This is a genomic window from Limosilactobacillus walteri, assembly GCF_014830205.1.
GTDB classification, from domain to species: domain Bacteria; phylum Bacillota; class Bacilli; order Lactobacillales; family Lactobacillaceae; genus Limosilactobacillus; species Limosilactobacillus walteri.
The window spans coordinates 15,507-37,869 of record NZ_QORN01000016.1 but is presented as its reverse complement, the minus strand read 5'-3'; the positions used below and the strand labels follow the sequence as shown (position 1 = coordinate 37,869).

21 protein-coding genes are annotated in these 22,363 nt (G+C 39.2%); 6 read left to right on the top strand and 15 right to left on the bottom strand.

The window, feature by feature from the left end; translation table 11 throughout:
* Positions 1-86: 86 nt before the first annotated feature.
* From DTK66_RS04340 to yaaA, 13 genes are all read right to left on the bottom strand, one after another.
* Positions 87-968, bottom strand: coding sequence for a PPK2 family polyphosphate kinase (locus DTK66_RS04340; protein WP_191667898.1), 882 nt, complete (start codon positions 966-968; stop codon positions 87-89).
* A gap of 188 nt (positions 969-1,156) precedes the next feature.
* Positions 1,157-1,468 carry a hypothetical protein gene (locus DTK66_RS04335; RefSeq protein ID WP_153929835.1) on the bottom strand — a complete coding sequence of 104 codons (312 nt, stop codon included), beginning with the start codon at positions 1,466-1,468 and terminating at the stop codon, positions 1,157-1,159.
* A gap of 12 nt (positions 1,469-1,480) precedes the next feature.
* Positions 1,481-2,671: an MDR family MFS transporter gene (locus DTK66_RS04330; RefSeq protein WP_191667897.1), complete on the bottom strand. Its 1,191-nt coding sequence runs from the start codon at positions 2,669-2,671 to the stop codon at positions 1,481-1,483.
* A 123-nt stretch (positions 2,672-2,794) separates the two neighbouring features.
* The gene (gene dnaB, locus DTK66_RS04325) at positions 2,795-4,189 is read right to left on the bottom strand and encodes a replicative DNA helicase (RefSeq protein WP_153929837.1); all 1,395 of its coding nucleotides are present in this window, start codon (positions 4,187-4,189) and stop codon (positions 2,795-2,797) included.
* Positions 4,190-4,222: 33 nt separating this feature from the next.
* Complete coding sequence (gene rplI, locus DTK66_RS04320) at positions 4,223-4,675, bottom strand: 50S ribosomal protein L9 (protein WP_153929838.1); 453 nt, start codon at positions 4,673-4,675, stop codon at positions 4,223-4,225.
* Between the two features lie 5 nt (positions 4,676-4,680).
* Complete coding sequence (locus DTK66_RS04315) at positions 4,681-6,699, bottom strand: DHH family phosphoesterase (protein ID WP_191667896.1); 2,019 nt, start codon at positions 6,697-6,699, stop codon at positions 4,681-4,683.
* A gap of 249 nt (positions 6,700-6,948) precedes the next feature.
* On the bottom strand, positions 6,949-7,185 hold the full coding sequence (gene rpsR, locus DTK66_RS04310) for a 30S ribosomal protein S18 (RefSeq protein WP_003665240.1): 237 nt from the start codon (positions 7,183-7,185) through the stop codon (positions 6,949-6,951).
* Positions 7,186-7,217: 32 nt separating this feature from the next.
* Positions 7,218-7,781 carry a single-stranded DNA-binding protein gene (ssb, locus tag DTK66_RS04305; protein WP_191667895.1) on the bottom strand — a complete coding sequence of 188 codons (564 nt, stop codon included), beginning with the start codon at positions 7,779-7,781 and terminating at the stop codon, positions 7,218-7,220.
* A 35-nt stretch (positions 7,782-7,816) separates the two neighbouring features.
* Positions 7,817-8,113, bottom strand: coding sequence for a 30S ribosomal protein S6 (gene rpsF, locus DTK66_RS04300; RefSeq protein WP_003665235.1), 297 nt, complete (start codon positions 8,111-8,113; stop codon positions 7,817-7,819).
* Positions 8,114-8,315: 202 nt separating this feature from the next.
* Positions 8,316-10,832, bottom strand: coding sequence for a DNA gyrase subunit A (gene gyrA, locus DTK66_RS04295; RefSeq protein WP_191667894.1), 2,517 nt, complete (start codon positions 10,830-10,832; stop codon positions 8,316-8,318).
* Between the two features lie 43 nt (positions 10,833-10,875).
* A complete protein-coding gene (gene gyrB, locus DTK66_RS04290; protein WP_191667893.1) occupies positions 10,876-12,825 on the bottom strand; it encodes a DNA topoisomerase (ATP-hydrolyzing) subunit B in 1,950 nt (649 codons plus the stop codon).
* A complete protein-coding gene (gene recF / locus DTK66_RS04285; RefSeq protein ID WP_153929845.1) occupies positions 12,822-13,943 on the bottom strand; it encodes a DNA replication/repair protein RecF in 1,122 nt (373 codons plus the stop codon). The genes gyrB and recF overlap by 4 nt, the downstream gene beginning before the upstream one ends.
* 8 nt (positions 13,944-13,951) lie before the next feature.
* Positions 13,952-14,173, bottom strand: coding sequence for a S4 domain-containing protein YaaA (yaaA, locus tag DTK66_RS04280; RefSeq protein ID WP_153929847.1), 222 nt, complete (start codon positions 14,171-14,173; stop codon positions 13,952-13,954).
* 300 nt (positions 14,174-14,473) lie between these two features.
* On the opposite strand from yaaA, the gene DTK66_RS04275 reads away from it, so the two are divergent.
* Positions 14,474-15,268 (top strand): SDR family NAD(P)-dependent oxidoreductase, encoded by a 795-nt coding sequence (locus DTK66_RS04275; RefSeq protein WP_153929850.1) that lies wholly within the window; start codon positions 14,474-14,476, stop codon positions 15,266-15,268.
* 66 nt (positions 15,269-15,334) lie between these two features.
* Here the strand turns inward: DTK66_RS04275 and dnaN are convergent, their stop codons facing one another.
* The gene (gene dnaN, locus DTK66_RS04270) at positions 15,335-16,477 is read right to left on the bottom strand and encodes a DNA polymerase III subunit beta (RefSeq protein ID WP_153929851.1); all 1,143 of its coding nucleotides are present in this window, start codon (positions 16,475-16,477) and stop codon (positions 15,335-15,337) included.
* Between the two features lie 175 nt (positions 16,478-16,652).
* Positions 16,653-17,975: a chromosomal replication initiator protein DnaA gene (gene dnaA, locus DTK66_RS04265; RefSeq protein WP_153929852.1), complete on the bottom strand. Its 1,323-nt coding sequence runs from the start codon at positions 17,973-17,975 to the stop codon at positions 16,653-16,655.
* A gap of 492 nt (positions 17,976-18,467) precedes the next feature.
* Between dnaA and rpmH the strand changes: the two genes are divergently transcribed.
* The 5 genes from rpmH (at position 18,468) to mnmE (ending at position 22,362) form a co-directional block, all read left to right on the top strand.
* Positions 18,468-18,602 (top strand): 50S ribosomal protein L34, encoded by a 135-nt coding sequence (gene rpmH, locus DTK66_RS04260; RefSeq protein WP_003665227.1) that lies wholly within the window; start codon positions 18,468-18,470, stop codon positions 18,600-18,602.
* A gap of 138 nt (positions 18,603-18,740) precedes the next feature.
* Complete coding sequence (gene rnpA, locus DTK66_RS04255) at positions 18,741-19,094, top strand: ribonuclease P protein component (protein WP_003665224.1); 354 nt, start codon at positions 18,741-18,743, stop codon at positions 19,092-19,094.
* A gap of 3 nt (positions 19,095-19,097) precedes the next feature.
* Positions 19,098-19,931 carry a YidC/Oxa1 family membrane protein insertase gene (locus DTK66_RS04250; RefSeq protein ID WP_172971338.1) on the top strand — a complete coding sequence of 278 codons (834 nt, stop codon included), beginning with the start codon at positions 19,098-19,100 and terminating at the stop codon, positions 19,929-19,931.
* A 124-nt stretch (positions 19,932-20,055) separates the two neighbouring features.
* Entirely contained in the window at positions 20,056-20,817 is a 762-nt protein-coding gene (gene jag / locus DTK66_RS04245) for an RNA-binding cell elongation regulator Jag/EloR (protein WP_191667892.1), read from the top strand.
* Between the two features lie 156 nt (positions 20,818-20,973).
* Positions 20,974-22,362, top strand: coding sequence for a tRNA uridine-5-carboxymethylaminomethyl(34) synthesis GTPase MnmE (gene mnmE / locus DTK66_RS04240; RefSeq protein ID WP_191667891.1), 1,389 nt, complete (start codon positions 20,974-20,976; stop codon positions 22,360-22,362).
* Position 22,363: the final 1 nt, after the last annotated feature.

Below are 22,363 nucleotides of genomic sequence, written 5' to 3'. Positions count from 1 at the left end.
TAACGAACAATAATCAGCCCGTTACGTGCCACTCATCATTCTGGCTTAGCCAACTGCCTTGTTGAGAAGATTATTACTCCCTTCATCTATTCAATATCTTCATTCATTAACTCTTTTCGAGCTTGTTTAAGGCTAAGCTGTTGTTCTGGTGATACTTCTGGATATGCTAATGGCAAACTATTAATCTTTTTCGTCAAAATATCCGAAACGATTAACCTTGAGTACCATTTATCATCTGCTGGAATAACATACCATGGATTTTTCTCTGTGGCCGTGGCATTAATAGCCTTTTCATAAGCTTTTTGATAATCATCCCAATATTGACGTTCACGAATATCAGCCGCTGAAAATTTCCAGTTTTTTTCAGGTATATCGATCCGTGCTAGGAATCGCTTCTTTTGCTCTTCTTTTGAAACATGCAGGAAGAATTTTACAATTAAGTAGCCGTTCCGAGTTAAATAGCTTTCATATTGACGAATATCTTCATAACGGCTATCGAAGAACCGATTATTAACGTCCTTCAATGATTCAATCCCTGGCAAATCAGCCTGCACAATCAATTCAGGGTGAACACGAGAAATTAAAACATCCTCATAGTAGGAACGGTTAAAGACTCCGATATCCCCCCGCATTGGCAATTCACTGTTTATCCGCCAAAGGTAATCATGCCGAAGTTCACGGCCAGTTGGTTGTTTAAAATTAGCAACTTTAAAACCAACTGGGTTAACTCCAGCAAAAATATGCGAAATCATACTGTCTTTCCCTGCTGCATCCATCGCTTGGAAGACAACTAAAACGCCATAGTGTCGCCGTGCATACATCATCTTTTGAGCATTCTTTATTGATTTAACATTCTTCTTAATTTTCTTTTTAATCTTCTTTAATTCATCAGCGGAATCTTTAACTTTCGTTGGTGCTTTTTTTATATCAAAATCTTTTCCAGTATAACAATATTGATCAGTCTTCATTAATCTTCACCTCATTGCTTTTAAACGATTTTCATTTACCATCATAGCAAATGCTCTGTAATTTGGTTAATAAAAGGATAATAAACGGCTTCCAATATAATTAAAAATGTATACAAAAAAGCTCTAGTATTCGGAAAATCCGAACGCTAGAGCCCTCTTTACGCTTGCGGAGTGTGCATGACACTTCCTTACCTAATAAGATCATTTTCAGTTGGTTGGTATTTTCTATGTTTTAGCTTACCGATTTTATGTTCCCGACCATCATTAACAATAAATTCATCAATTGCCCCGCAGTGCTCACAGACAGTAATAATTTGATATCGTTGCGAATCATCATTATTAGTATCCATCCAATTCCGTTCAGCAATGATTAATGGTTCTTCTTGGCAACGATAGCATGAAATTGCTAATTTGCATTCTTCCCGAAACGGATCACCAGTTTTGCCGACCATTCCGTAACGATCTTCTCCATAAACGTTGTCAAAATTATTATAAAACATATTCTCACTTCTTTAGTATTCTACCGCTTTTGCCCGTTTTACTTTAACAACTAGCAATACAATTAACTCCATCACGAAAATAGAAATAGCACAAATAACAAATAAAATGTGGTAAGAAGTTGCTTCAATCATTAAACCACCAAATAATGGTCCAATTGCCTTCCCCAACGATGAAAAGGCATTTAAGATTCCTTGATACTTTCCCTTAACTGCCACTGGCGATAAACTATTGACAATTGCTGGCATTGTCGGTAGAGCTGTTGCTTCACCAATCGTCAAAACGACCATTGCCGCTACAAACCATCCATATGAGTGAGCATAGAGTAAGAGGACAAACGAAAAACCAATTGTAAATATTCCAATAAATACTTGCGCATATGGGCGATTAACCCAGCGGTTGAGCCATGTAAGGCCTAGCTGGAAGACAACGATCAAAATTCCATTTAATGTCCATAACAGACTGTACTTTGTCATTGAAATTCCTTGGTCAGTCATAAATACCGATAAATTACTTGCCCATTGTTCATACATTGTCCAAATTACAACTAACGCAACAAAAAAGATCCAGTTAATCCATAAATTAGCTTGGGGAAGTTTAACATTAGTTGTTTGTTCGCTATTGTTTGTCGTTTGTGTTGTTGTTTGATGACTATCCTTAAAGAAGAAAAGCACAACAAGTGAAAACATCGTATATAAAATAGTGGTAATTAAAAACATTGGTGAAACGTTACCATGTGCGTATTGATACAGCGGTCCGACAATCGTTGTTCCAATCACCATTCCTAAATTATTGGCAAAATATAGCATATTAAACACATATCGCCCATCACGACCAGATCTTGTTGCAAAGGAATTGACCATTGTAATTATCCAACCGTTAAAAAAGCCGATTGCGGTCAGTAAAATTCCATAGATAGGCCAGCCATTAAAGAAAATCATGATGGCCATTACAGCAGTCGCTATCAATGTACCGCCAATCATTAACTTACGAGGATTTGCTCGATCAAATAGCAATCCGCTTACATAACTACCGACAACATTTGCCCCAGAATAAAAGAGCAATACAATCCCCGAAACAGTTAGCGATTCATGCAACTGATCGTGGATATAGATTGTTGTTAAGGGCCATACAAAGCTGTTTCCAATACTTCCAAGAAACATCCCTAATAATAGCCATTTTAACTCTACGCCTTGACGGTTCATTGTTTACGCCTCCTCAATTACTATCATACCGTTTATTCTTTCTAAAAACCTTTTTAATGTCTTAAGCGCACTAAAAGGGCTACCCCAGTGTATTGCTGAAATGCCCTCTTAGACTTATCATCTTTAATTATTATCTTCTGGAATATAAGAAATCGAAGTGAATTTATTATAGGACTTCGCAAATAGTAATTTAACCGTGCCCCGCGGACCACTACGATTCTTCTCAATGATGACTTCAACCTCACTTGCATTAGAGCCATCATCGTCTTGATTATTTCTCTGGTTATTATTATCATCGTCAGAATCTTCATCATGCTCATAGTAATCATCACGATAAAGGAAACTAACAATATCCGCATCCTGTTCAATTGACCCTGATTCACGAATATCAGACAATACCGGACGCTTGTCTTGTCGCTGCTCAACACCCCGAGATAACTGTGAAAGTGCAATTACTGGTACTTCCAATTCTTTTGCAAGCTTCTTTAATTGACGGGAAATTTCTGAAACTTCTTGTTGCCGATTATCAGGATTACTACCTTCAATCAATTGGAGATAATCAATAACAATCAATCCTAAGTTTCCTTTTTCTTTTGCTAATCGCCGACAACGTGCTCGTATTTCCGCAACTTTAATCCCTGGTGTATCATCAATATAAATACTTGCATTACTCAGCGCCCCAGTCGCAATAAACAGACTTTGCCATTCATCCTGGTTAAGTTGTCCTGTTCGTAAGTGGTTAGCATTAATGTTTCCTTCAGCGCACAGCATCCGGTTAGCAAGTGATTCCGCCCCCATTTCAAGACTGAAAATAGCAACAGTATTATCTGTCCGCGTTGCTACATTCTGGGCAATATTAAGGACAAATGCCGTTTTTCCCACGGCAGGCCGGGCCGCAATAATTACTAATTCATCTTTATGCAGTCCCGTAGTCATTTCGTCTAGTTGCGCATAACCTGTTGATAATCCTGTGATTTCTGATCCTTGTTTAGAAAGGTCACTAACATGGTTAATTGATTGCTGAAGTACATCCCCAATGCTCTGAAAACCTGTCTGCCGACTATTTTCAGAAACTGACATAATTTCTTGTTCAGCTCGGTCAAGCTGATCTTCAATTTTATCATTATCAGCGTAACTGTCATTAATGATTTTAGTTGCTGTATTGATTAAACGCCGAGAGATTGCTTTATCATGAACAATCTTAGAATAATAAACAACATTCGCTGCTGTTGGCACTGCCGTTGCAAGTTCACCAATATAAGCAACGCCACCAACATTTTCTGTTTGATTATCCTGATCAAGAACATTTTTCATTGTCAGTGGGTCAATCGGCTGATCCTCATTGTTTAATTGGATCATTTTTTCAAAAATAATCTGGTGAGCCTTACGATAAAAATCTTGGGGCTCTAAATATTCCATTGCATCAGCCAACGCGTTTTTACTCAAAAAAGCAGCTCCAAGAACTGCTTTTTCTGCTTCAATATCGCGTGGTTCTTCTTGCATTGGTGCATTATCCATAGCGATACCGCTCCTTAAATATCTTGATTCGCACTACTTTTCTGCAATGTGAACACGAATTTGAGCCTCAACTTCGGGGTGAAGCTTAATTGGCACGTTAACGTAACCAAGCGCCTTAATTGGGGCTGCCAGCTCAATTTTTCGTTTGTCAATTTTAAGGTCAAATTGTTTTTGAAGAGCAGTTGCAATTTGCTTTGTTGAAATTGAACCAAACATCCGGCCATCAGTCCCAGCTTTTCCGCTTAATTCGACAACGGTATTATCATTTTCAAGAATTTTTTTCATCCGCTTTGCATCCGCGAGTTCTTCAGCAGCATGCTTTTCTTCTGCCCGTTGTTGCCCCTTTAATTGACTCATGGCAGCTTTAGTCGCTTGTTTTGCTAATCCACGCTTAATTAAGTAGTTTTGTGCATATCCGTCTGGCACTTCTTTTACTTGCCCACGTTGTCCGCGACCTCGGACATCTTGCATAAAAATAACTTTCATTATGATCACTCCTCTGTTTCATTTTGCTCTTTGTCAGGCTTGGTTAGAATATCAACTAACTCTTGCTTAACTTCAGCAATCGTCTTGCCACTGATTTGTGTAGCCGCATTTGCTAGGTGACCACCGCCACCCATCTTCTCCATAATCACTTGAACGTTAATGTTACCCATCGAACGGGCAGAAACACATACTTTTCCGTCCGACCGCTTAAAGATAACAAATGAAGCCTCAATTCCGCTCATTTGCAGTAACATATCAGCAGCTTGGGCGGCAGTAACAGGATCATAAACCTGTTCCTGTTCACCCGTACATAATGCTATTTTATCATTTATTTCAGCCCTTGAAATCAAATGATTGCGTTGCATAAATGTTTCTGGATTTTCTTTCATGAACGATTGAATCATTAGCCCGTCTGCACCTGCCGAGCGGAGATAGCTAGCGGCATCAAACGTTCGCGTTCCAGCACTCTTCGTAAATGACTTTGTATCAACTTGAATCCCAGTCAACATTGCTGTTGCTTCAAGTTTGTTGAGACCTTTACCTTCACGGGGCTGGTACTCAAACATTTCAGTAATTAGCTCACATGTCGAAGAGGCATACGGTTCAATATAAACAAGTAACGGATTCTCGGGAAAATCCTCGCCTCGCCGGTGGTGGTCAATAATAACCAATCTGTTTTGCATTTTATCATATAACTCAGGAGCAATGGTAATCCCACGCTTGGCATGATCCACCATTACTAACAAGCTATTTCCTGTTGCTTTTTCGAGTGCTTCAGCAGGAGAGATAATATGATCCTTAATCGTCTGGTAATTATCAATCTCGTGCATCAATCGCTGAATATCAGAATGCGGATGTTCATCATCAATGACGATCCAACACTCCCGCCCATTCATTTCAGCAATCCGACGAATTCCTAAGCAGGCACCAATAGAATCCATGTCTGGATTAGTATGACCCATTACAAATAATTGGTCTGACTGAGCCATTAGTTCTTGGAGGGCTTGACTAATCATTCGTGCCCGTACCCGTGTCCGTTTCTCCATCGGGTTAGTCTTTCCACCATAAAATCGTGCTTCTTGGTCTTGAGCACGCACAACAACTTGATCTCCTCCTCGTCCTAAAGCAAGGTCAAGGTTATTTTGCGCTGTATCCGCAAGTTTTATCAAGTCATTTTCGCCATAAGCAATCCCCACACTAAGTGTCACTGGTGAATTTTGCTTTGACGTATTTTGCCGAATCACATCAAGAATCTTAAATTTTTGCTTTTCCAATTCTGCCAATGAAACTTGATGGCCAATGATTAAGTAATTATCATCATCAATAATCTTCATTAAGAGATGATTATCTACTGCCCAATCGCTTATCTCAGAAGTAACATAATTATGCAGGTTGGATACATCAGAATCACTCATTCCTTGAATCAATTCATCATAATTATCAAGATAAATATTACCAATAAAAATTTGTTCATTTTTATATTGCGCACTAATTTGTTCATATTTTGTAATATCAAGCAAATATACTACCTGTCCTTGATATTGAACCAAAAATTCAAATTGATGGCCTCTCCAAGTTACTACTTGTGTTTTTTTATCATCCGCATACTTATTTATTAATTCTGCTAAATCAGCATCAACATCTGCAATCGGCTTCCCAACAACAATCTCAAGGTTAAAATATCGTGCCATGTATGGATTGATCCATTCAACTTCATGACGCTTATTTAACATAATCATCCCTATTGGCATCTCTAGCAAGGCTTCCTGTTGCCCACGTTGAACCTTGTAGGTCAGTTCATTTAAATATTCATGAGCATCAACTACTAATTTTCTAAGTCGTTGTAAACTAACAGCCCCGCCGATAACTGCAATTAATAATACTATAATCCCTATAATCCAGTTGTCCATAAACCCTAAAATAAGTCCAATAACTGTTAGAATTACTATGTAGCAGACATTCCAGCGGACTGCTGGATGTTCAAAATAAAACACCCAGTTCTCACGACTGAAAAATTTTTGCATATTAGTCCTCCCAAAATAGCTCTAATTTGTCTATTAATCGGATAAATCTATCATATCACATCAATTACTTAGTCCATAGATTATATCATTTAATGGCGAGGATTAAACTTAAAAATATACTATCGCTTAATTATTCTGAATAAAATAACCAAATTTACTATAAAATATTCTGAATTAATAATTGTTATTTAAAATAATAAAGAGACTGATCAAAATTCAGCCTCTTTATTATAATTATTCTCGCGGAAATTAATCTTCTGCAACGAATGGCAAAAGACCCATAATCCGTGCACGCTTGATAGCGATAGTTAACTTACGTTGGTTCTTAGCACTAGTACCAGTTACCCGACGTGGTAAAATCTTACCGCGTTCAGAGATGAACCGACGTAATAAATCAGTGTCTTTGTAATCGATGTATTCGATGTGGTTTGCGGCGATAAAGTCGACCTTACGACGACGACGACCGCCCCGACGTTGTTGTGCCATGAAATTACCCTCCTATTCTGAGTGAAAATTATTTAGAATGGTAATTCGTCATCTGCTAAATCAATGGATTGACCACCATCATCACTGCTTCCAGGGAACTGGTTGCCAGCGCTTTGACCATTGTCGAAACCATTATTAGCATTTGGTGACGGATTACTTTGAGGAGCGTTATTTCCGGGTTGTGGTTGATTGCCATATTGCGGAGCCTGAGCACCAAATGGTTGTTGGTTATTACTAAATGGCTGTTGAGCATTTTGCTGGCTCATTCCACCATTTTGACGTGGCTCCAATAGGGCAAAATTATCAACAACAACTTCGGTAACATATACACGGTTACCTTGTTGGTTCTCGTAATTTCGGGTTTGAATCCGTCCTTCAATTCCAACAAGCGAACCCTTATGTGTAAAGTTACTAAAGTTTTCAGCGGACTTACGCCAAATGACGCAATTGATAAAGTCAGCATCACGATCACCATTTTGGTTTCGGAACTGTCGATCAACAGCTAATGTAAATGAAACAACTGCTGTCCCGCTGGTTGTGTACCGCAACTCGGGATCTCTTGTTAAACGCCCAGTTAAGACTGCACGATTAAGCATAGATCTTTCTCCTCTCTTGATTTAATGACAATTAATTAAGCATCAAGCTTAACAATCATGTGACGTAGGATATCATCACTGAACTTAGCTAAACGATCAAATTCGTTTAAAGCTTGGTCAGAGTCAGTAGTTAAGTTTACCACGTGGTAAGTACCTTCAGTGTACTTAGCAATTGGGTAAGCAAAACGACGAGTTGACCAATCCTTTGAGTCAGCGATAGTTGCACCATTGTCCGCCAAGATCTTGTCGAATCGGTCTACCAATTCGCTCTTTGCAGATTCTTCAATATCAGGACGAATGATGTAAGTAATTTCATATTTGCGTGTTTCCATGAATGTTACACCTCCTTATGGACTCTGGCTCTTCTCTCCATTTGAGAAGAACAAGGAAAGTAGACGTCTGTACGTATACTCACAGACATAAAATATAGCATAGTTTTCTATTTAAAACAAGGAACATCTGACAAGAAATCCTAAATGTTGCGGTCACTATTAATATATATACGTAAAATTTCTACTTTCGCACTTTTTATTTTTAATTTTTTGTTGATTGATTTTGAGTATCGCTCGTATTTACAACTTCGGTATTCAGACTGTCAGCCTCTTCATTGTCATCTTCTTTATCAACTTTTGCGATTGTAGCAACGCGAGCACCATTATCCATTTTAATCAAATGAACCCCCACTGCTGACCGACCAGTGTGAGATACACTTTCAACGTCAAACCGAATAATGACGCCCTGATCAGTAACTAACATAATATCTTCATCGCCATTGACGGTCGTTAAACCAACGAGCGGACCATTCTTGGCGGTTACATTAACCGTCTTCACTCCAAGACCACCACGCCCCTTAATCGGGTACTCTTTAGCAGCCGTCTGTTTTCCAAATCCATTTTCACTAATTACAAGAACATTGCTATTAGGATTAAGGGGAGCCGCACCAATTACATAGTCTTCACCACGTAAACGAATACCACGAACTCCAGCAGCACTCCGACCCATTGACCGGACAACCGATGACTTAAAGCTAAGTGCATATCCATTATGTGTTCCAATAATCATTGGTTGATCTTCACTAATAACCTCAACATCGATTAATTCATCATTTTCGTGAAGGTTAAGTGCCTTTAGACCATTACTCCGAATATTCTTAAATTCAGTAACTGCAGTCCGCTTGACGGTTCCGTACTTAGTCGTAAAGAACAAGTACTTATCATCATCATTTGTTTCATGGGAAACATTAATAACAGCACTAATCTTTTCTTTATTGTTGATACCTAGGAGGTTAATAATCGGGATTCCTTGCGCAGCACGACCGTATTCCGGAACTTCATACCCTTTCATTGAGTAAACTTTACCTGAATTTGTAAAGAAGAGTAGCATATCATGAGTCGAACTTGAAATCAGTTGTTCAATAAAGTCATCCTTGTGGACACCCATTCCTTTAACACCACGTCCACCACGATGTTGAGATTTGAACTCATCAACAGGTAGCCGTTTAATGTAACCATTATGCGTCAAAGCAACAATAATATCTTCTTCCTCAATCAAGTCTTCATCTTCAATGTTGGTAATATCCCCAACTTGAAGTTCTGTCCGACGATCATCACCAAAACGCTTTTGAATCTCCATCAGTTCATCGTAAATAATTTGATTGATTCTTTCACGGTGAGCAAGAATATCCTTGTAGTCAGCGATGGCTGCCATAAGCTTTTGATATTCATCTTCAATCTTTTCACGTTCTAAACCAGTCAATCGTACAAGCCGCATATCAAGAATTGCTTGTGCCTGACGATCAGATAATCCATAGTTACTCATTAATTCATTCTTAGCTACTTCACTTGTTTGTGAATTGCGGATGATATTAATGATTGCATCAATATGGTCTAGGGCAATTCTTAATCCTTCAACAATATGCGCGCGATTTTGGGCCTTTTTTAAATCAAACTCTGTCCGACGACGAACAACTGATTCTTGGTGTTCAAGATAATATTGTAGGATTTGCTTTAGACTCAAAATCTTGGGCGCACCGTTAACAATTGCTAGCATATTAAAGTTAAAGGTGGTCTGCATCAATGTCATCTTGTACAAATTATTTAAAATAACTTCTGCACTAGCATCACGCCGAACATCAATTACAATCCGCATTCCATCACGGTCTGTCTCATCGTTTACATCAGTAATTCCATCGATATCCTTGTTTCGGGCAAGCTCTGCAATCCGCTCAATCAGCTTAGCCTTATTTACCATATATGGAATTTCATGAACAATAATGCGTTGCTTACCATTCTTCTGTTCTTCAATATTGACTTTAGCTCGGACAATAATTGTACCCCGACCAGATTCATAGGCTTTACGAATACCAGACTTACCCATAACTACACCACCAGTTGGAAAGTCTGGTCCTGGAATTGCCTTCATCAATCCTTCAGTGGTGATATCTGGATTATCCATTAGCATATGGATTCCATTAATTACTTCTCCAAGATTATGGGTTGGAATATTGGTTGCCATCCCAACTGCAATCCCTGAAGCACCATTAACTAGTAAATTGGGAAAGCGGGCAGGTAATACATCGGGTTCTTTTTCTGTTCCATCATAGTTATCATGAAAATCAACAGTATCTTTATTAATATCGCGAAGCATTTCAACCGCGATTTTACTCATCTTTGCCTCAGTATAACGCATGGCAGCAGCGCCATCTCCATCAACTGAACCAAAGTTACCGTGACCATCAACTAACATATAACGATAGCTAAAATCCTGAGCCATTCGTACAAGCCCTTCGTAAATTGAAGAGTCTCCATGAGGGTGAAATTTACCCATTACATCCCCCACAATCCGGGCCGACTTCTTATACGGCTTGTCAGGCGTAACTCCTAATTCGTTCATTCCGTATAAAATCCGGCGTTGTACTGGCTTTAATCCATCACGAACATCAGGAAGCGCCCGTGAAACAATAACACTCATTGCATAATCTAAGAATGAGTTTTTCATCTGGCTCGTAAGATTTACATCCGTGATTCGATTCGGCATATCATGTTCAGCCAATGTCGTTCCTCCTTTTTTGTATCAACAGCAAGTATTATTTCAACTATAGGTCAAGGTTCTCAACAAATTTAGCGTTCTCTTCGATAAAGTCCCGGCGCGGACCTACTTTAGTCCCCATTAGCATTGGGAAAATTTTATCTGCTTGTTCAGCGTCATCTAATTTTACGCGAAGCAAATGACGATTTTCAGGATCCATTGTTGTTTCCCATAATTGTTCAGCATCCATTTCCCCAAGCCCCTTGTACCGTTGAATAACCGGTTTAGGACTAGGCTGTAGTGAGCTTACTACTTGCTCTAATTCCTCATCAGAATCAATATATTTAACAAATTTACCTTGCCGTACTTGGTATAGTGGCGGCTGCGCAATGTAAACATAGCCGTGGGTAATCATCGGTTTCATGAAACGATAGAATAGCGTAAGAAGCAATGTTCGAATGTGCGCGCCGTCAACATCGGCATCAGTCATAATAATCAGTTTGTGGTAATTTGCTTTGGTGATATCAAAGTCATCACCAAAACCCGTTCCTAGCGCTGTAAACAAAGAGCGAATTTCATCATTCGCTAGCACACGATCAAGGGTTGCTTTTTCTACGTTTAAGATTTTTCCTCGAATAGGCAAAATTGCTTGAGTCAGCCGTGAACGTCCTTGCTTAGCAGAACCACCGGCCGAGTCCCCCTCGACAATAAATAATTCTGAAATTTCTGGATCTTTACTGGTATTATCGGCAAGCTTACCAGGTAAATTACTAATTTCAAGGCCGCTCTTCTTCCGCGTAACTTCACGTGCCCGCTTGGCAGCTACCCGCGCCTTAGAAGCAAGTTGCCCCTTTTCAATAATTTGTCGTGCTTCGTCAGGGTGTTCTAGTAAGAAGCGATTGAATGTCGATGCAAAGACATGGTCTGTTGCTGTTCGAGCATCAGAGTTGCCTAATTTAGTCTTAGTCTGCCCTTCAAATTGAGGGTCAGGGTGTTTAATTGACACAACAGCCGTCAATCCTTCACGAACATCATCCCCAGATAAAGTCTCATTAGCCTTCAGTACTCCAGCTTTATGACCGTAATCATTAATTACCCGCGTAAGTGCCATCTTAAATCCAGTCTCATGGGTTCCACCTTCATAAGTATGGATATTATTAGTAAAGGTCAGCAGGTTGCTACGGTAAGAATCGGTATACTGCATTGATACTTCGACAGTAATATCATTTTCTTTTCCTTCGACATAAATTGGCGGATCAAAAAGAACATCTTGGTTTTCATTAAGGTATTCAACATAATGACGAATACCCCCTTCATAATGAAATTCTTTTCGTTGATGATTTTCATCCCGTAAATCTTCAATCGTAATCTTAAGACCCTTATTTAAAAAGGCTAACTCACGCAAACGATCAGTTAACGTTTTAATATTATACGTTGTCGTCTCGCGGAAAATTTCCGGATCAGGCTTAAAGTGAACGGTTGTCCCATGTTCTGTTTCTGATAAACCATCTTCAATAACTTTCATCCCGGTCTTAACATGACCATGATCAAAGTCCATATAATACCGTTTACCTTGACGAGCTACTTTGACATCTAATTCTGTCGACAGAGCATTTACTACTGAAGCCCCCACACCATGAAGTCCTCCAGAAACTTTATAACCGCCGCCGCCAAACTTACCACCGGCATGTAAAACCGTAAAAACGGTTTCTAAGGCTGACTTACCAGTTTCTTTTTGGGTATCTACTGGGATTCCCCGTCCATTATCTTTTACAGTAATACTATTATCAGGATTAACAATAACATTGATCTCATCACAAAATCCTGCTAATGCTTCATCAATCCCATTATCAACAATTTCCCAAACAAGGTGGTGAAGTCCTTGGGCTGATGTAGAACCGATGTACATCCCTGGACGCTTTCTAACTGCATCTAGCCCTTTTAAAACTTGAATTTGACTAGCATCATATTCGCTAGCCAATTCAGCTTTCTTTGCTTTTTGTTGTTCGCTACTCACTTTACTTCCTCCTTCAAAGTGCCGTGCTCGATTTCAAAAATCGTTGGTTCGTCAATCAACTGTCGAGCAACATCACTTAAACTAGTCGTGGTTAAAAATGTCTGAACTTTATTTTGAATTGCCGTTAGTAGATGGGTTTGTCGAATTGTATCAAGTTCGGATAATACATCATCTAACAGTAATAGCGGATATTCACCAGTCTGTTCTTTCATTAAGTCGATCTCAGCTAGCTTAACTGATAAGGCTGTCGTTCGCTGTTGTCCTTGTGACCCAAACGCTTGGACATTCTTATCATTTACCAGAAAGCGAATGTCATCGCGGTGCGGTCCATAAATTGTCGTGCCTTGTTCGATTTCACGACTTTCATTATCCTGATACAACTTGAAAAGCTCTTGATAAGCTTGCTCAACCGTTGTCTCATCAGTAATTTTAAGTTGGTTTGCGTACTCTAGTTTTAACTTCTCTTTATGTAATGAAATTTCCTGATGTAAATCAGCTGCCCATTTTTCAAGGTGCTTTAAGAAGTGCTGTCGTGCCACAATTACTTCCGCACCAAAAGCAGCAAGCTGATCAGATAGTACGCCTAAAAGGACGCGATCAGTTTGTTGCTTATATTTTAGTTGTTTTAAATATTTATTTCTTTGTCGCAGCAAGGTCCGGTACTGCCCAGCATTATAAAGATATTTACTGCTCATCTGACTAAATTCACGATCCATAAAATGACGTCGCAATGCAGGTGAACCTTTTACTAATGTGAGGTCTTCCGGAGCAAATAAAATTGCATTTAGCTGACCGATATACTGTGATAAGCGTGCCTGTTCAAGGTGATTTACCTTTGCCTTCTTCCCCTTGCTAGTAAACTGTATTTCAAGCGGTACCTTTCCCAGACTTTTTTGGACAGTCCCACTAATTAGCGCTGATTTTTCTTGCCAGTTAATAAGATCGCGATCATTGCTAGTACGATGACTCTTAGTAAGCGAAAGAACATAAATTGCTTCTAGCATATTGGTCTTTCCTTGGGCATTATGACCAATTAAAACGTTCACTCCAGGATTGAAGTGAACGGTAAGATCCTGATAATTTCGAAAGTAGTGTAAATGCAGCTCCGTCAGAATCATGCTTATCCCTACTTACTCTTAATAACAAATAATTGGTGGTCTGGGACTAATATTCTATCTTGAGGGTATAATTTGCGTCCACGTCGATCATCTGGTTCGTCATTTACTAATACAGTGTTTTCTTTTAAGAACCATTTTGCTGCCCCACCAGTCGGGATGATTCCTTCTTCTTTGAGCAACTGTCCTAATGTAATAAAAGGACTGTCAATCAATATTGACTTTTCTTCCAATTTTTTCACCTACTTTTGTATATATTATACCACATAATTTAGTCTAAATTTGCGTTATTAGCCTTTCTGAGCGCATTAACTTTATTTAACCATTTTTTTCAAAATCAAGTTAAATTTGCTCTATGGTTAAAAATTTGAATATTAGCCAAAATCGCCACTTAAAATTATTCCTTGGCTAACTATAATCGATCCTATTTAAGTCTTTATTCAAAGAAATTAATTAATCAGCTTTTATTTTACTTGTAAAAAGTTAGTTAGAAGTTATAATTATATCTAATAATATATTGGAGGTAAATTGATATGGATTTGGGTTTAACAGGAAAAACGGCCTTAATTACGGGTTCGACTAAGGGGATCGGCAAGGCTATCGCGATTGAGATGGCAAAGGAAGGCGCAAATGTCATTATCAACGGTCGTAAGCAAACAGACGTTAATAATGTTGTCAATGAAATCAAAAAACAATTCCCTGATACTAATCCACAAGGAGCTGCTTACGATATTTCACAAGCAGATCAACGCCAAGAACTGTTTGCCGCCATTCCAAGTGTTGATATTTTAGTAAATAACATGGGAATTTTTAAGCCAATGAATTACTTCGATATCTCAGAAGAAACCTGGCAACACTTTATCGATATTAACTTTTATTCTGGTAATGCTCTTGCTAAATTTTATCTCCCTAAAATGCTTGATAAGGATTTTGGCCGCATCATTTTTATCGCTAGCGAAGAAGCCGTCATGCCATCTGGTGAAATGCCACAATATAGTTTAACTAAGACCATGAACTTGTCATTAGCAAAGAGTCTATCGAAATTGACTAAGGGTACCCATGTAACTGTCAATACCATCATGCCTGGTTCAACGCTTACAGAAGGTGTCCAACAGATGCTTGTCGACATGTACAGCAATACAGATATTCCTGAAGACAAATGGGAAAGCGATTTTATGAAGAACCACCGACCTCTTTCCCAAATTCAACGTTTAATTCGTCCCGAAGAAGTCGGACGGTTCACTGCCTTTGTCGCTAGTCCTTACTCTTCATCATTTTCTGGTGAAGCACTTCGCCTTGATGGCGGACTAGTACCAACACTTTTCTAAAATTCAAGATTTTAGTTATAAAAAGAGGATATTGAGATTTTTTCTCAGTACCCTCTTTCTTTTTGGTTAAAATGTCCGCACAGGCGTAATTAAGTGAACAAAATTTTCTTGATCTTCTGTTGGAACTAACGTAAATGGTCGTAGCGGTGACGTAAATGAAATTTTGATCGTTGCTTGACCAAATGATCGTAACGCATCTTTCATGTAATTTGGATTGAAGGAGATTTCTAAATCATTCCCATCAAGCGCTGTTGTCGCTACCTCTTCTTCAACTGTTCCAATATCCGGAGAATCACCGCTAATCCGCACAAGTTTTTCTGATGGTTTAAGGCTTAATTTAACAACATCGTTACGGCTTTCATGGGAAAGTAATGATGCCCGTTCGATTGATGCTAAAAAACTCCCTGCTTCAAGCTCAACCGTTGTATCAGCGGTATTAGGAATCAATTGGCTAGTTTCTGGATAGTTCCCTTCAAGTAAACGTGAATAAAAGTGTGTGTTACCAAAAATAAACAAAACTTGGTTCTCAGTTACTTGCATTTGAACATCTTCATGGACGTCGCTAATCATTCCCGATAGCTCTTCCATACTTTTTCCTGGAATAATGACATCAAAATCTAAACCGTTATCGATATTTTCCAAAGCCACTTTCCGTTGTGCTAATCGGTGACTATCAGTTGCAACAGCAGTTAAAATGCCATCCTTTAAGGTAAAATGAACACCCGCAAGAATTGGTCGGCTTTCCTGTTTCGATACTGCAATTACTGTTTGCCGAATCACTTCTTTCAGCATGTCGTTTGGTAAAGTAACGGTTTTATCGGTTTCAACTTCTGGTAAGTGTGGGAAGTTTTCCGCATCTTGACCATTAATTTGAAATTTAGCTGTTCCAGAAGTGATATCTGCTTGAAAACCACTTGTAACTGCAATAGTTACTTTTTTATCTGGAAGTTTTTTGACGATGTCGCTAAAGAAACGTGCTGGTAAAACAATCGAGCCGGTTTCCTCAATAACTAGATCATTATCAGCATTGTTGGCATTAATAACACTTTCGATTGTGATATCAGAATTACTACCAGTTAACACAATGTTGTCATCATTTACCACCATCTTTAGTCCAGTCAAAATTGGAATTGTTGTTTTTGATGATATTGCTCGTAATACGTTATTTAATTGACTAATAAATGCTGTTCGATTGATTGTGAAATTCATAAAGTTCAGTCCTTTTTGAGTGAGTATATAAATATATTTAATAGTTTAAAATATAGTCGTAGTAGTAGGGCTTGTTAATACTGTGGATAAGTATCTAAATCCTAGATTTGATTAGTTATCCACTTGTTGATAAGTTGTGGATAACTTTGAGGATAATTTGTCACTTATCAACAACTTATGAGCGAAGTTTAGCTTTTAGCTTAGTAATCTCGTTTTGCAAATCAGTATCTTTTTTTAATTCAGCTTCGATTTTATCGATAGCGTGCAGAACTGTGGTGTGATCCTTACCGCCAAATTCATTTCCAATCTTGGGTAGTGAGGAATCAGTTAGCTCACGTGATAGATACATTGCAATTTGGCGTGGCATTACGATTTGTTTAACTCGTTTTTTGCCGAGGATATCACTTTGGGTAATGTTATAAAAATCAGCAACTTGTTTTTGAATTGTTGCAATTGTGATTTCAGTATTTGCAGCACGATGAAGACCCTTTAAGGCTTGAGATGCGAGGCTTGGAGTGATTCGGTCCCCGCTTAGATTGGCGAAGGCTTGGACTTTTGTAAGTGCCCCCTCAAGTTCCCTAATATTAGTATCGATCTGACCAGCAATGTAGTTAAGGGTGTCATTGCCGATATCAATATGATCTTCTTCAACTTTGCTTCGTAAAATTGCAATCCGTGTTTCTAAGTCAGGAGGCGTAATCTCAACTGTTAATCCCCACCGAAAGCGAGAAACAAGGCGATCTTGCAGCTCGGGAATTTCATTAGGAATCCGATCTGAAGTCATAACAATTTGTTTTTTTCGATCGTGAAGAGCATTAAAAGTATTGAAAAATTCCAGTTGTGTTCCCTCTTTATTAGCAAGGAACTGAATATCATCGATTAGTAATAGGTCGAGGTTGCGGTACTCTTCGCGTAATTGTTCAGTTGTGTTATTTCGAATAGCGTTGATGTAATCATTAGTAAAATCTTCGCTAGTGACATATTTGACGCGTGCTTTCGGGTTAACTTGCAACATATGGTTACCAATAGCTTCCATTAAGTGAGTCTTTCCTAATCCAACTCCCCCATAAATAAAGAGCGGATTGTAGAGGCTACCTGGACTTTCAGCAACAGCAAATGCTGCCGCGTGCGCCATTTTATTTCCTTCTCCGACAACGAATGTTCCAAAATTGTAATGTGGATTTAATGGAGTATCCATTTCAAAAGAAGGGGTTGTGTTTTCTGCATCCTTTTTATTTGTATAGGTAAATTCTCCCTCTAAAATATAACGTGGCTCAATAGAACGCCCGAGTTCACGTTGGGCAAAATCTTTGAGTTGCGTATTTAAATTTTTGCGCCAAAAATCACGGTGCACCGGTGTGGGCACCTCGATTTCTAGTTGGTTTTGAGAGAGAGAAATTGCTTTTGCCGGAGCAATCAAAGTGTCAAAGGTAACCGGAGTGGTATCCTGACGAAATGAATTTTGGATCGCTTCCCACAGAGAATCGAGCTCAGTCAAAATAATTCCCCCTAAGTATTAAATTACAAACGGTATTTTATCATTACATGAAGAAGTTTTCCACAACCAAGTGGATAATAATAAAAAAGTTTACACAACGCTGTGTGTAAATTAAATGATTGCTTGTGTAAAAAGAATAAAACACGGTTAAAATGTCAGTTATCCACAGAAAATTGTTGATACAAAAGGTTGATATAATGGGGAATATGAGAGTTATGAACAGGATATAATCTAACTGTGGATAACTTTATTAACAGGTGTGAATCTGGGGATAACCCTGGAATAACCCTGTTGATAACTTGTCCACAAATAATGAATTTACACAACGCTGTGGATTATTTTGATATTTATGTTAATAACTGAAAAATTTAAATAAAAATTCGCCGTTTATTAATTTCGTTAAGTGTGGTATACTACCAAAGTATGTTTGAAGAGATCGTCTTTTAGACTCTAGAAACCAAACCATTTGAAATAATTAGGAGGTGCAATTGTATGAAGCGCACGTTTCAACCAAAGAAGCGTCACCGTGCACGTGTCCATGGCTTCCGTAAGCGCATGAGCACCAGTAACGGCCGTAAGGTATTAGCACGTCGGCGTCAAAAGGGCAGAAAAGTATTATCTGCATAACCACGGCCACTTTTACAGTGGCTTTTTTTATTGTGTGGGGCAGGGCAGTCAGCTTGACGAGCCATTGGAATCGTTAAAGTTGTCGTATGTCCAGCCCTATTTTTATATCTACTTAAGTTAAGGCTGGGGATTATATACATGAGAAAATCATATCGCGTAAAAAAGGAAAGTGAGTTTCAACGGGTTTTTGAAACCCATAATTCCGTAGCCAACCATAAATTTGTCGTGTATCAAATGGAAAAACCAGGGCAAAAGCATTTTCGGGTAGGTATTTCGGTCGGTAAAAAGATTGGAAATGCTGTTCATCGTAATTGGGTAAAGCGCCGAATTCGCCAGACATTATTAGAAGTAAAGCCACAATTACGGTCAGATGTTGATTTCTTGGTTATTGCACGTTCAGCGGCAGATGGTTTATCAATGGCAGAAACAAAGAAAAACCTAGTGCATGTCTTAAAACGAGCACATCTGTTAGATGAAAAAAGTGAGGATTAGGGTTTGAATAAGAAAACAAAAAAGTTCCTAAGCTTAGGAGCAATTATGAGCTTGTCACTATTCTTAGCTGCCTGCTCCAATAAGCCGATTACTAGTCACAGTACTGGTATCTGGGACCACTATATTATCTATAACTGTTCACAATTCATCATTTGGCTATCGAAGCATTTTGGTGGTTATGGGATGGGGATCATTATTTTTACGATCATCATCCGGATTATCTTGCTACCATTGATGTTCTACCAAACTAAGTCAATGTTGAAGACACAAGAGATTGCCCCGCAATTAAAGGCAATCCAAAAGAAGTATTCTTCGCGTGACCGAGAATCAATGCAGAAGATGCAGATGGAGACCCAAAAGCTCTATAAAGAAGCTGGGGTCAATCCGTGGGCATCAATGCTTCCGTTAATAGTTCAATTGCCAGTTATGTGGGCACTTTATCAGGCTATTTGGCGGACAACGGCTTTACGTAATGGTACCTTCCTGTGGTTGCAATTAGGTCACCCGGATCCGTACTATATTATGCCAATTTTAGCGGCATTATTTACGTTTATTAGTTCATGGCTATCCATGGCATCCATGCCAGAAAAGAATTCGATGACAACAACAATGACATGGTTCATGCCAATCATGGTATTCTTTATGGCATTAGGATTCTCGTCAGCGATTACGCTTTACTGGGTGGTAACAAACGCCTTCCAAGTTGTACAAACGCTGATTATTCAGAATCCGTTTAAGATTCGGCGTGAACGAGAAGAAAAACAACGAGCTGAAAAGGCTAAACGTCGGAAGATTGAAAAAGCAAAACGGCGGGCTTATCAAAGCCGGCGGAAATAGATAGATAATAGGGCGGTAACAATTAACTGTTATTAGCCCTTTTGTTATTCTAGAAGTAAATTAGACGCATACAGGATCAATGTGTAGAATAAGGTATTGAGTAAATTATGTGGGGGATGCAGATATGACGATCTTTGTCGGCACAACAATTGAAGAAGCAAAAGAAAAAGCAATCGCACAGTTAAAACCAACGGCGGACCAACAAGTCGAAGTAAAGGTTATCCAGCAACCACGCCATGGATTTTTGGGTCTTGGTCGGCGGGTAGCCAAAATTGAAGTAACGATTAAAGAAAATAAAGTTCAAGAGAAGGCAAAACAAGCAGCCGCTCCTGATAAGCAACCCGCTCCCGCGTCGAAGTCTAAATTAATAAAAGATGATGAATTAGATCCAGCAGAAATCAAGCGGCGGCACCAAACTAACATTAAAAAAGTTCGCAAAACAGGGGAGCAATTAACAAGGTATCTGACAACAGTCTTCAAAGAGTTGGGAATCGATGTTAAACCAGCAATTAGCGAAGTCCAAGCTCATGAGCTAAAAATCGACATCAAAACCGCAGCATCTGGACACGTTATCGGAAAACACGGGCGGCGAATTAATGCAATGGAGCAATTAAGCAATGCCTTTATGGACTACCATGGTGCGCCCAAAGTAAGTGTACTCCTTGATACATCTAACTATCGGGCACGCCGACAAGCGACTGTACATCGGTTAGCCGAAAAAGCAGTGACTGAGGTGATTGCAAGCGGAAAAGCTGTTTTTTTAAATCCCATGCCAGCTCGTGAAAGAAAACAGATCCACCAAGAATTAGAAGGAAACGACCGTGTCAAAACGTATTCGCATGGTCGAGAACCTTACCGAAGCATTGTAATCGCACCCAAAAACTAACTTATTTATTGACAATTGAGATTAATGCTTTTAGAATATGAGCGGTTATAAAATTTATACTCGGTAAAGTAGTGAAAGTGCTTTGACCATGTTAGTGACGTTTGACGTTGTTGCACATGGACTAGCGCTTTTTTTATTAGAAAGGAGTAAACGGCGATGGCAAATAGTGAGAACGATACGATTGCAGCAATTTCCACTCCTGTTGGTGAAGGGGGAATCTCAATCATCCGAATTAGCGGGGATGAGGCAGTTGAGGTTGCTCAGCGGATCTATAAGGGCAAAGATTTAGCCAAAGTTGCTAGTCACACGATTAACTACGGACATATTATCGATCCAGATACCAACCAAGAAGTTGATGAAGTAATGGTTTCGGTGATGCGTGCCCCTCGCACCTATACCCGTGAAGATGTGATTGAAATCAATTGTCATGGAGGATTATTAGCAACCAACCGCATTTTACAGCTTGTCTTAAGCTTCGGGGCACGGATGGCAGAACCGGGTGAGTTTACTAAGCGGGCCTTTTTAAATGGACGCCTTGATTTATCACAATCAGAAGCGGTAATGGACCTAATTCGGGCCAAAACAGATAAGTCAATGAAAGTGGCGCTCAACCAGCTTGATGGTGACTTATCACGGCTGATTCGCCACTTACGGAAGGATATATTAGATGTCTTGGCGCAAGTTGAGGTTAATATCGACTATCCAGAATACGATGCAGTTGAAGAAATGACGACTAAGCTGTTAAAAGAAAAGGCTGAAGATATTCAACAGCGAATCCAAGTCCTCCTAAAAACGGCTAAGCAGGGTAAAGTTTTGCGTGATGGCCTTGCGACAGCGATTATCGGCCGTCCTAACGTTGGTAAATCGAGTCTTCTTAACTCCTTGCTGCATGAAGACAAGGCAATTGTGACCAACGTTGCCGGTACTACTCGGGATGTTATTGAGGAGTATGTGAATGTTAACGGGGTACCATTAAAATTAATTGATACGGCTGGAATACGGGATACTAACGATCAAGTTGAGAAGATCGGGGTTGAACGAAGTCGTAAAGCCTTAGAAGCGGCTGATTTGATCCTATTGTTGATTGACAGCTCGACTGCATTAACTGATGAGGACCGTCAATTGCTTGCAGCAACAAAAGATAAGCAGCGAATTATTATTTTAAACAAAACTGATTTACCGCTTACGGTTGATTTAGCAGAACTAAAGAAACTTGCGGGTAACAGTGCAGTAATTGAAACATCAATTGTAAACCATGAGGGGATGGATCAATTAGGCACACAAATTAGTCACATGTTCTTTAATGAAGGTATCGAAAGTAGCCAAAATAATGTAATGGTCACTAATGCTCGTCACATTGGATTATTGCACCAGGCAAATGATGCCCTGAATGATGTCTTAACGGGAATTAATGATGGGATGCCAGTAGATCTCGTCCAAATCGACATGACACGTTGCTGGGAATTATTAGGTGAGATTACGGGTGATAGTTACCAGGATGAGTTATTAGACCAATTATTTAGCCAATTCTGTCTAGGAAAGTAGG

Coding starts and splice junctions, on each gene's coding strand:
- rpmH (WP_003665227.1), top strand. CDS start 18,468: ATGAAGCGCACGTTTCAACCAAAGAAGCGTCACCGTGCACGTGTCCAT.
- mnmE (WP_191667891.1), top strand. CDS start 20,974: ATGGCAAATAGTGAGAACGATACGATTGCAGCAATTTCCACTCCTGTT.
- ssb (WP_191667895.1), bottom strand. CDS start 7,781: ATGCTTAATCGTGCAGTCTTAACTGGGCGTTTAACAAGAGATCCCGAG.
- DTK66_RS04335 (WP_153929835.1), bottom strand. CDS start 1,468: ATGTTTTATAATAATTTTGACAACGTTTATGGAGAAGATCGTTACGGA.
- dnaN (WP_153929851.1), bottom strand. CDS start 16,477: ATGAATTTCACAATCAATCGAACAGCATTTATTAGTCAATTAAATAAC.
- rpsR (WP_003665240.1), bottom strand. CDS start 7,185: ATGGCACAACAACGTCGGGGCGGTCGTCGTCGTCGTAAGGTCGACTTT.
- recF (WP_153929845.1), bottom strand. CDS start 13,943: ATGATTCTGACGGAGCTGCATTTACACTACTTTCGAAATTATCAGGAT.
- rnpA (WP_003665224.1), top strand. CDS start 18,741: ATGAGAAAATCATATCGCGTAAAAAAGGAAAGTGAGTTTCAACGGGTT.
- rpsF (WP_003665235.1), bottom strand. CDS start 8,113: ATGGAAACACGCAAATATGAAATTACTTACATCATTCGTCCTGATATT.
- jag (WP_191667892.1), top strand. CDS start 20,056: ATGACGATCTTTGTCGGCACAACAATTGAAGAAGCAAAAGAAAAAGCA.
- DTK66_RS04340 (WP_191667898.1), bottom strand. CDS start 968: ATGAAGACTGATCAATATTGTTATACTGGAAAAGATTTTGATATAAAA.
- DTK66_RS04275 (WP_153929850.1), top strand. CDS start 14,474: ATGGATTTGGGTTTAACAGGAAAAACGGCCTTAATTACGGGTTCGACT.
- DTK66_RS04330 (WP_191667897.1), bottom strand. CDS start 2,671: ATGAACCGTCAAGGCGTAGAGTTAAAATGGCTATTATTAGGGATGTTT.
- rplI (WP_153929838.1), bottom strand. CDS start 4,675: ATGAAAGTTATTTTTATGCAAGATGTCCGAGGTCGCGGACAACGTGGG.
- dnaB (WP_153929837.1), bottom strand. CDS start 4,189: ATGGATAATGCACCAATGCAAGAAGAACCACGCGATATTGAAGCAGAA.
- DTK66_RS04315 (WP_191667896.1), bottom strand. CDS start 6,699: ATGCAAAAATTTTTCAGTCGTGAGAACTGGGTGTTTTATTTTGAACAT.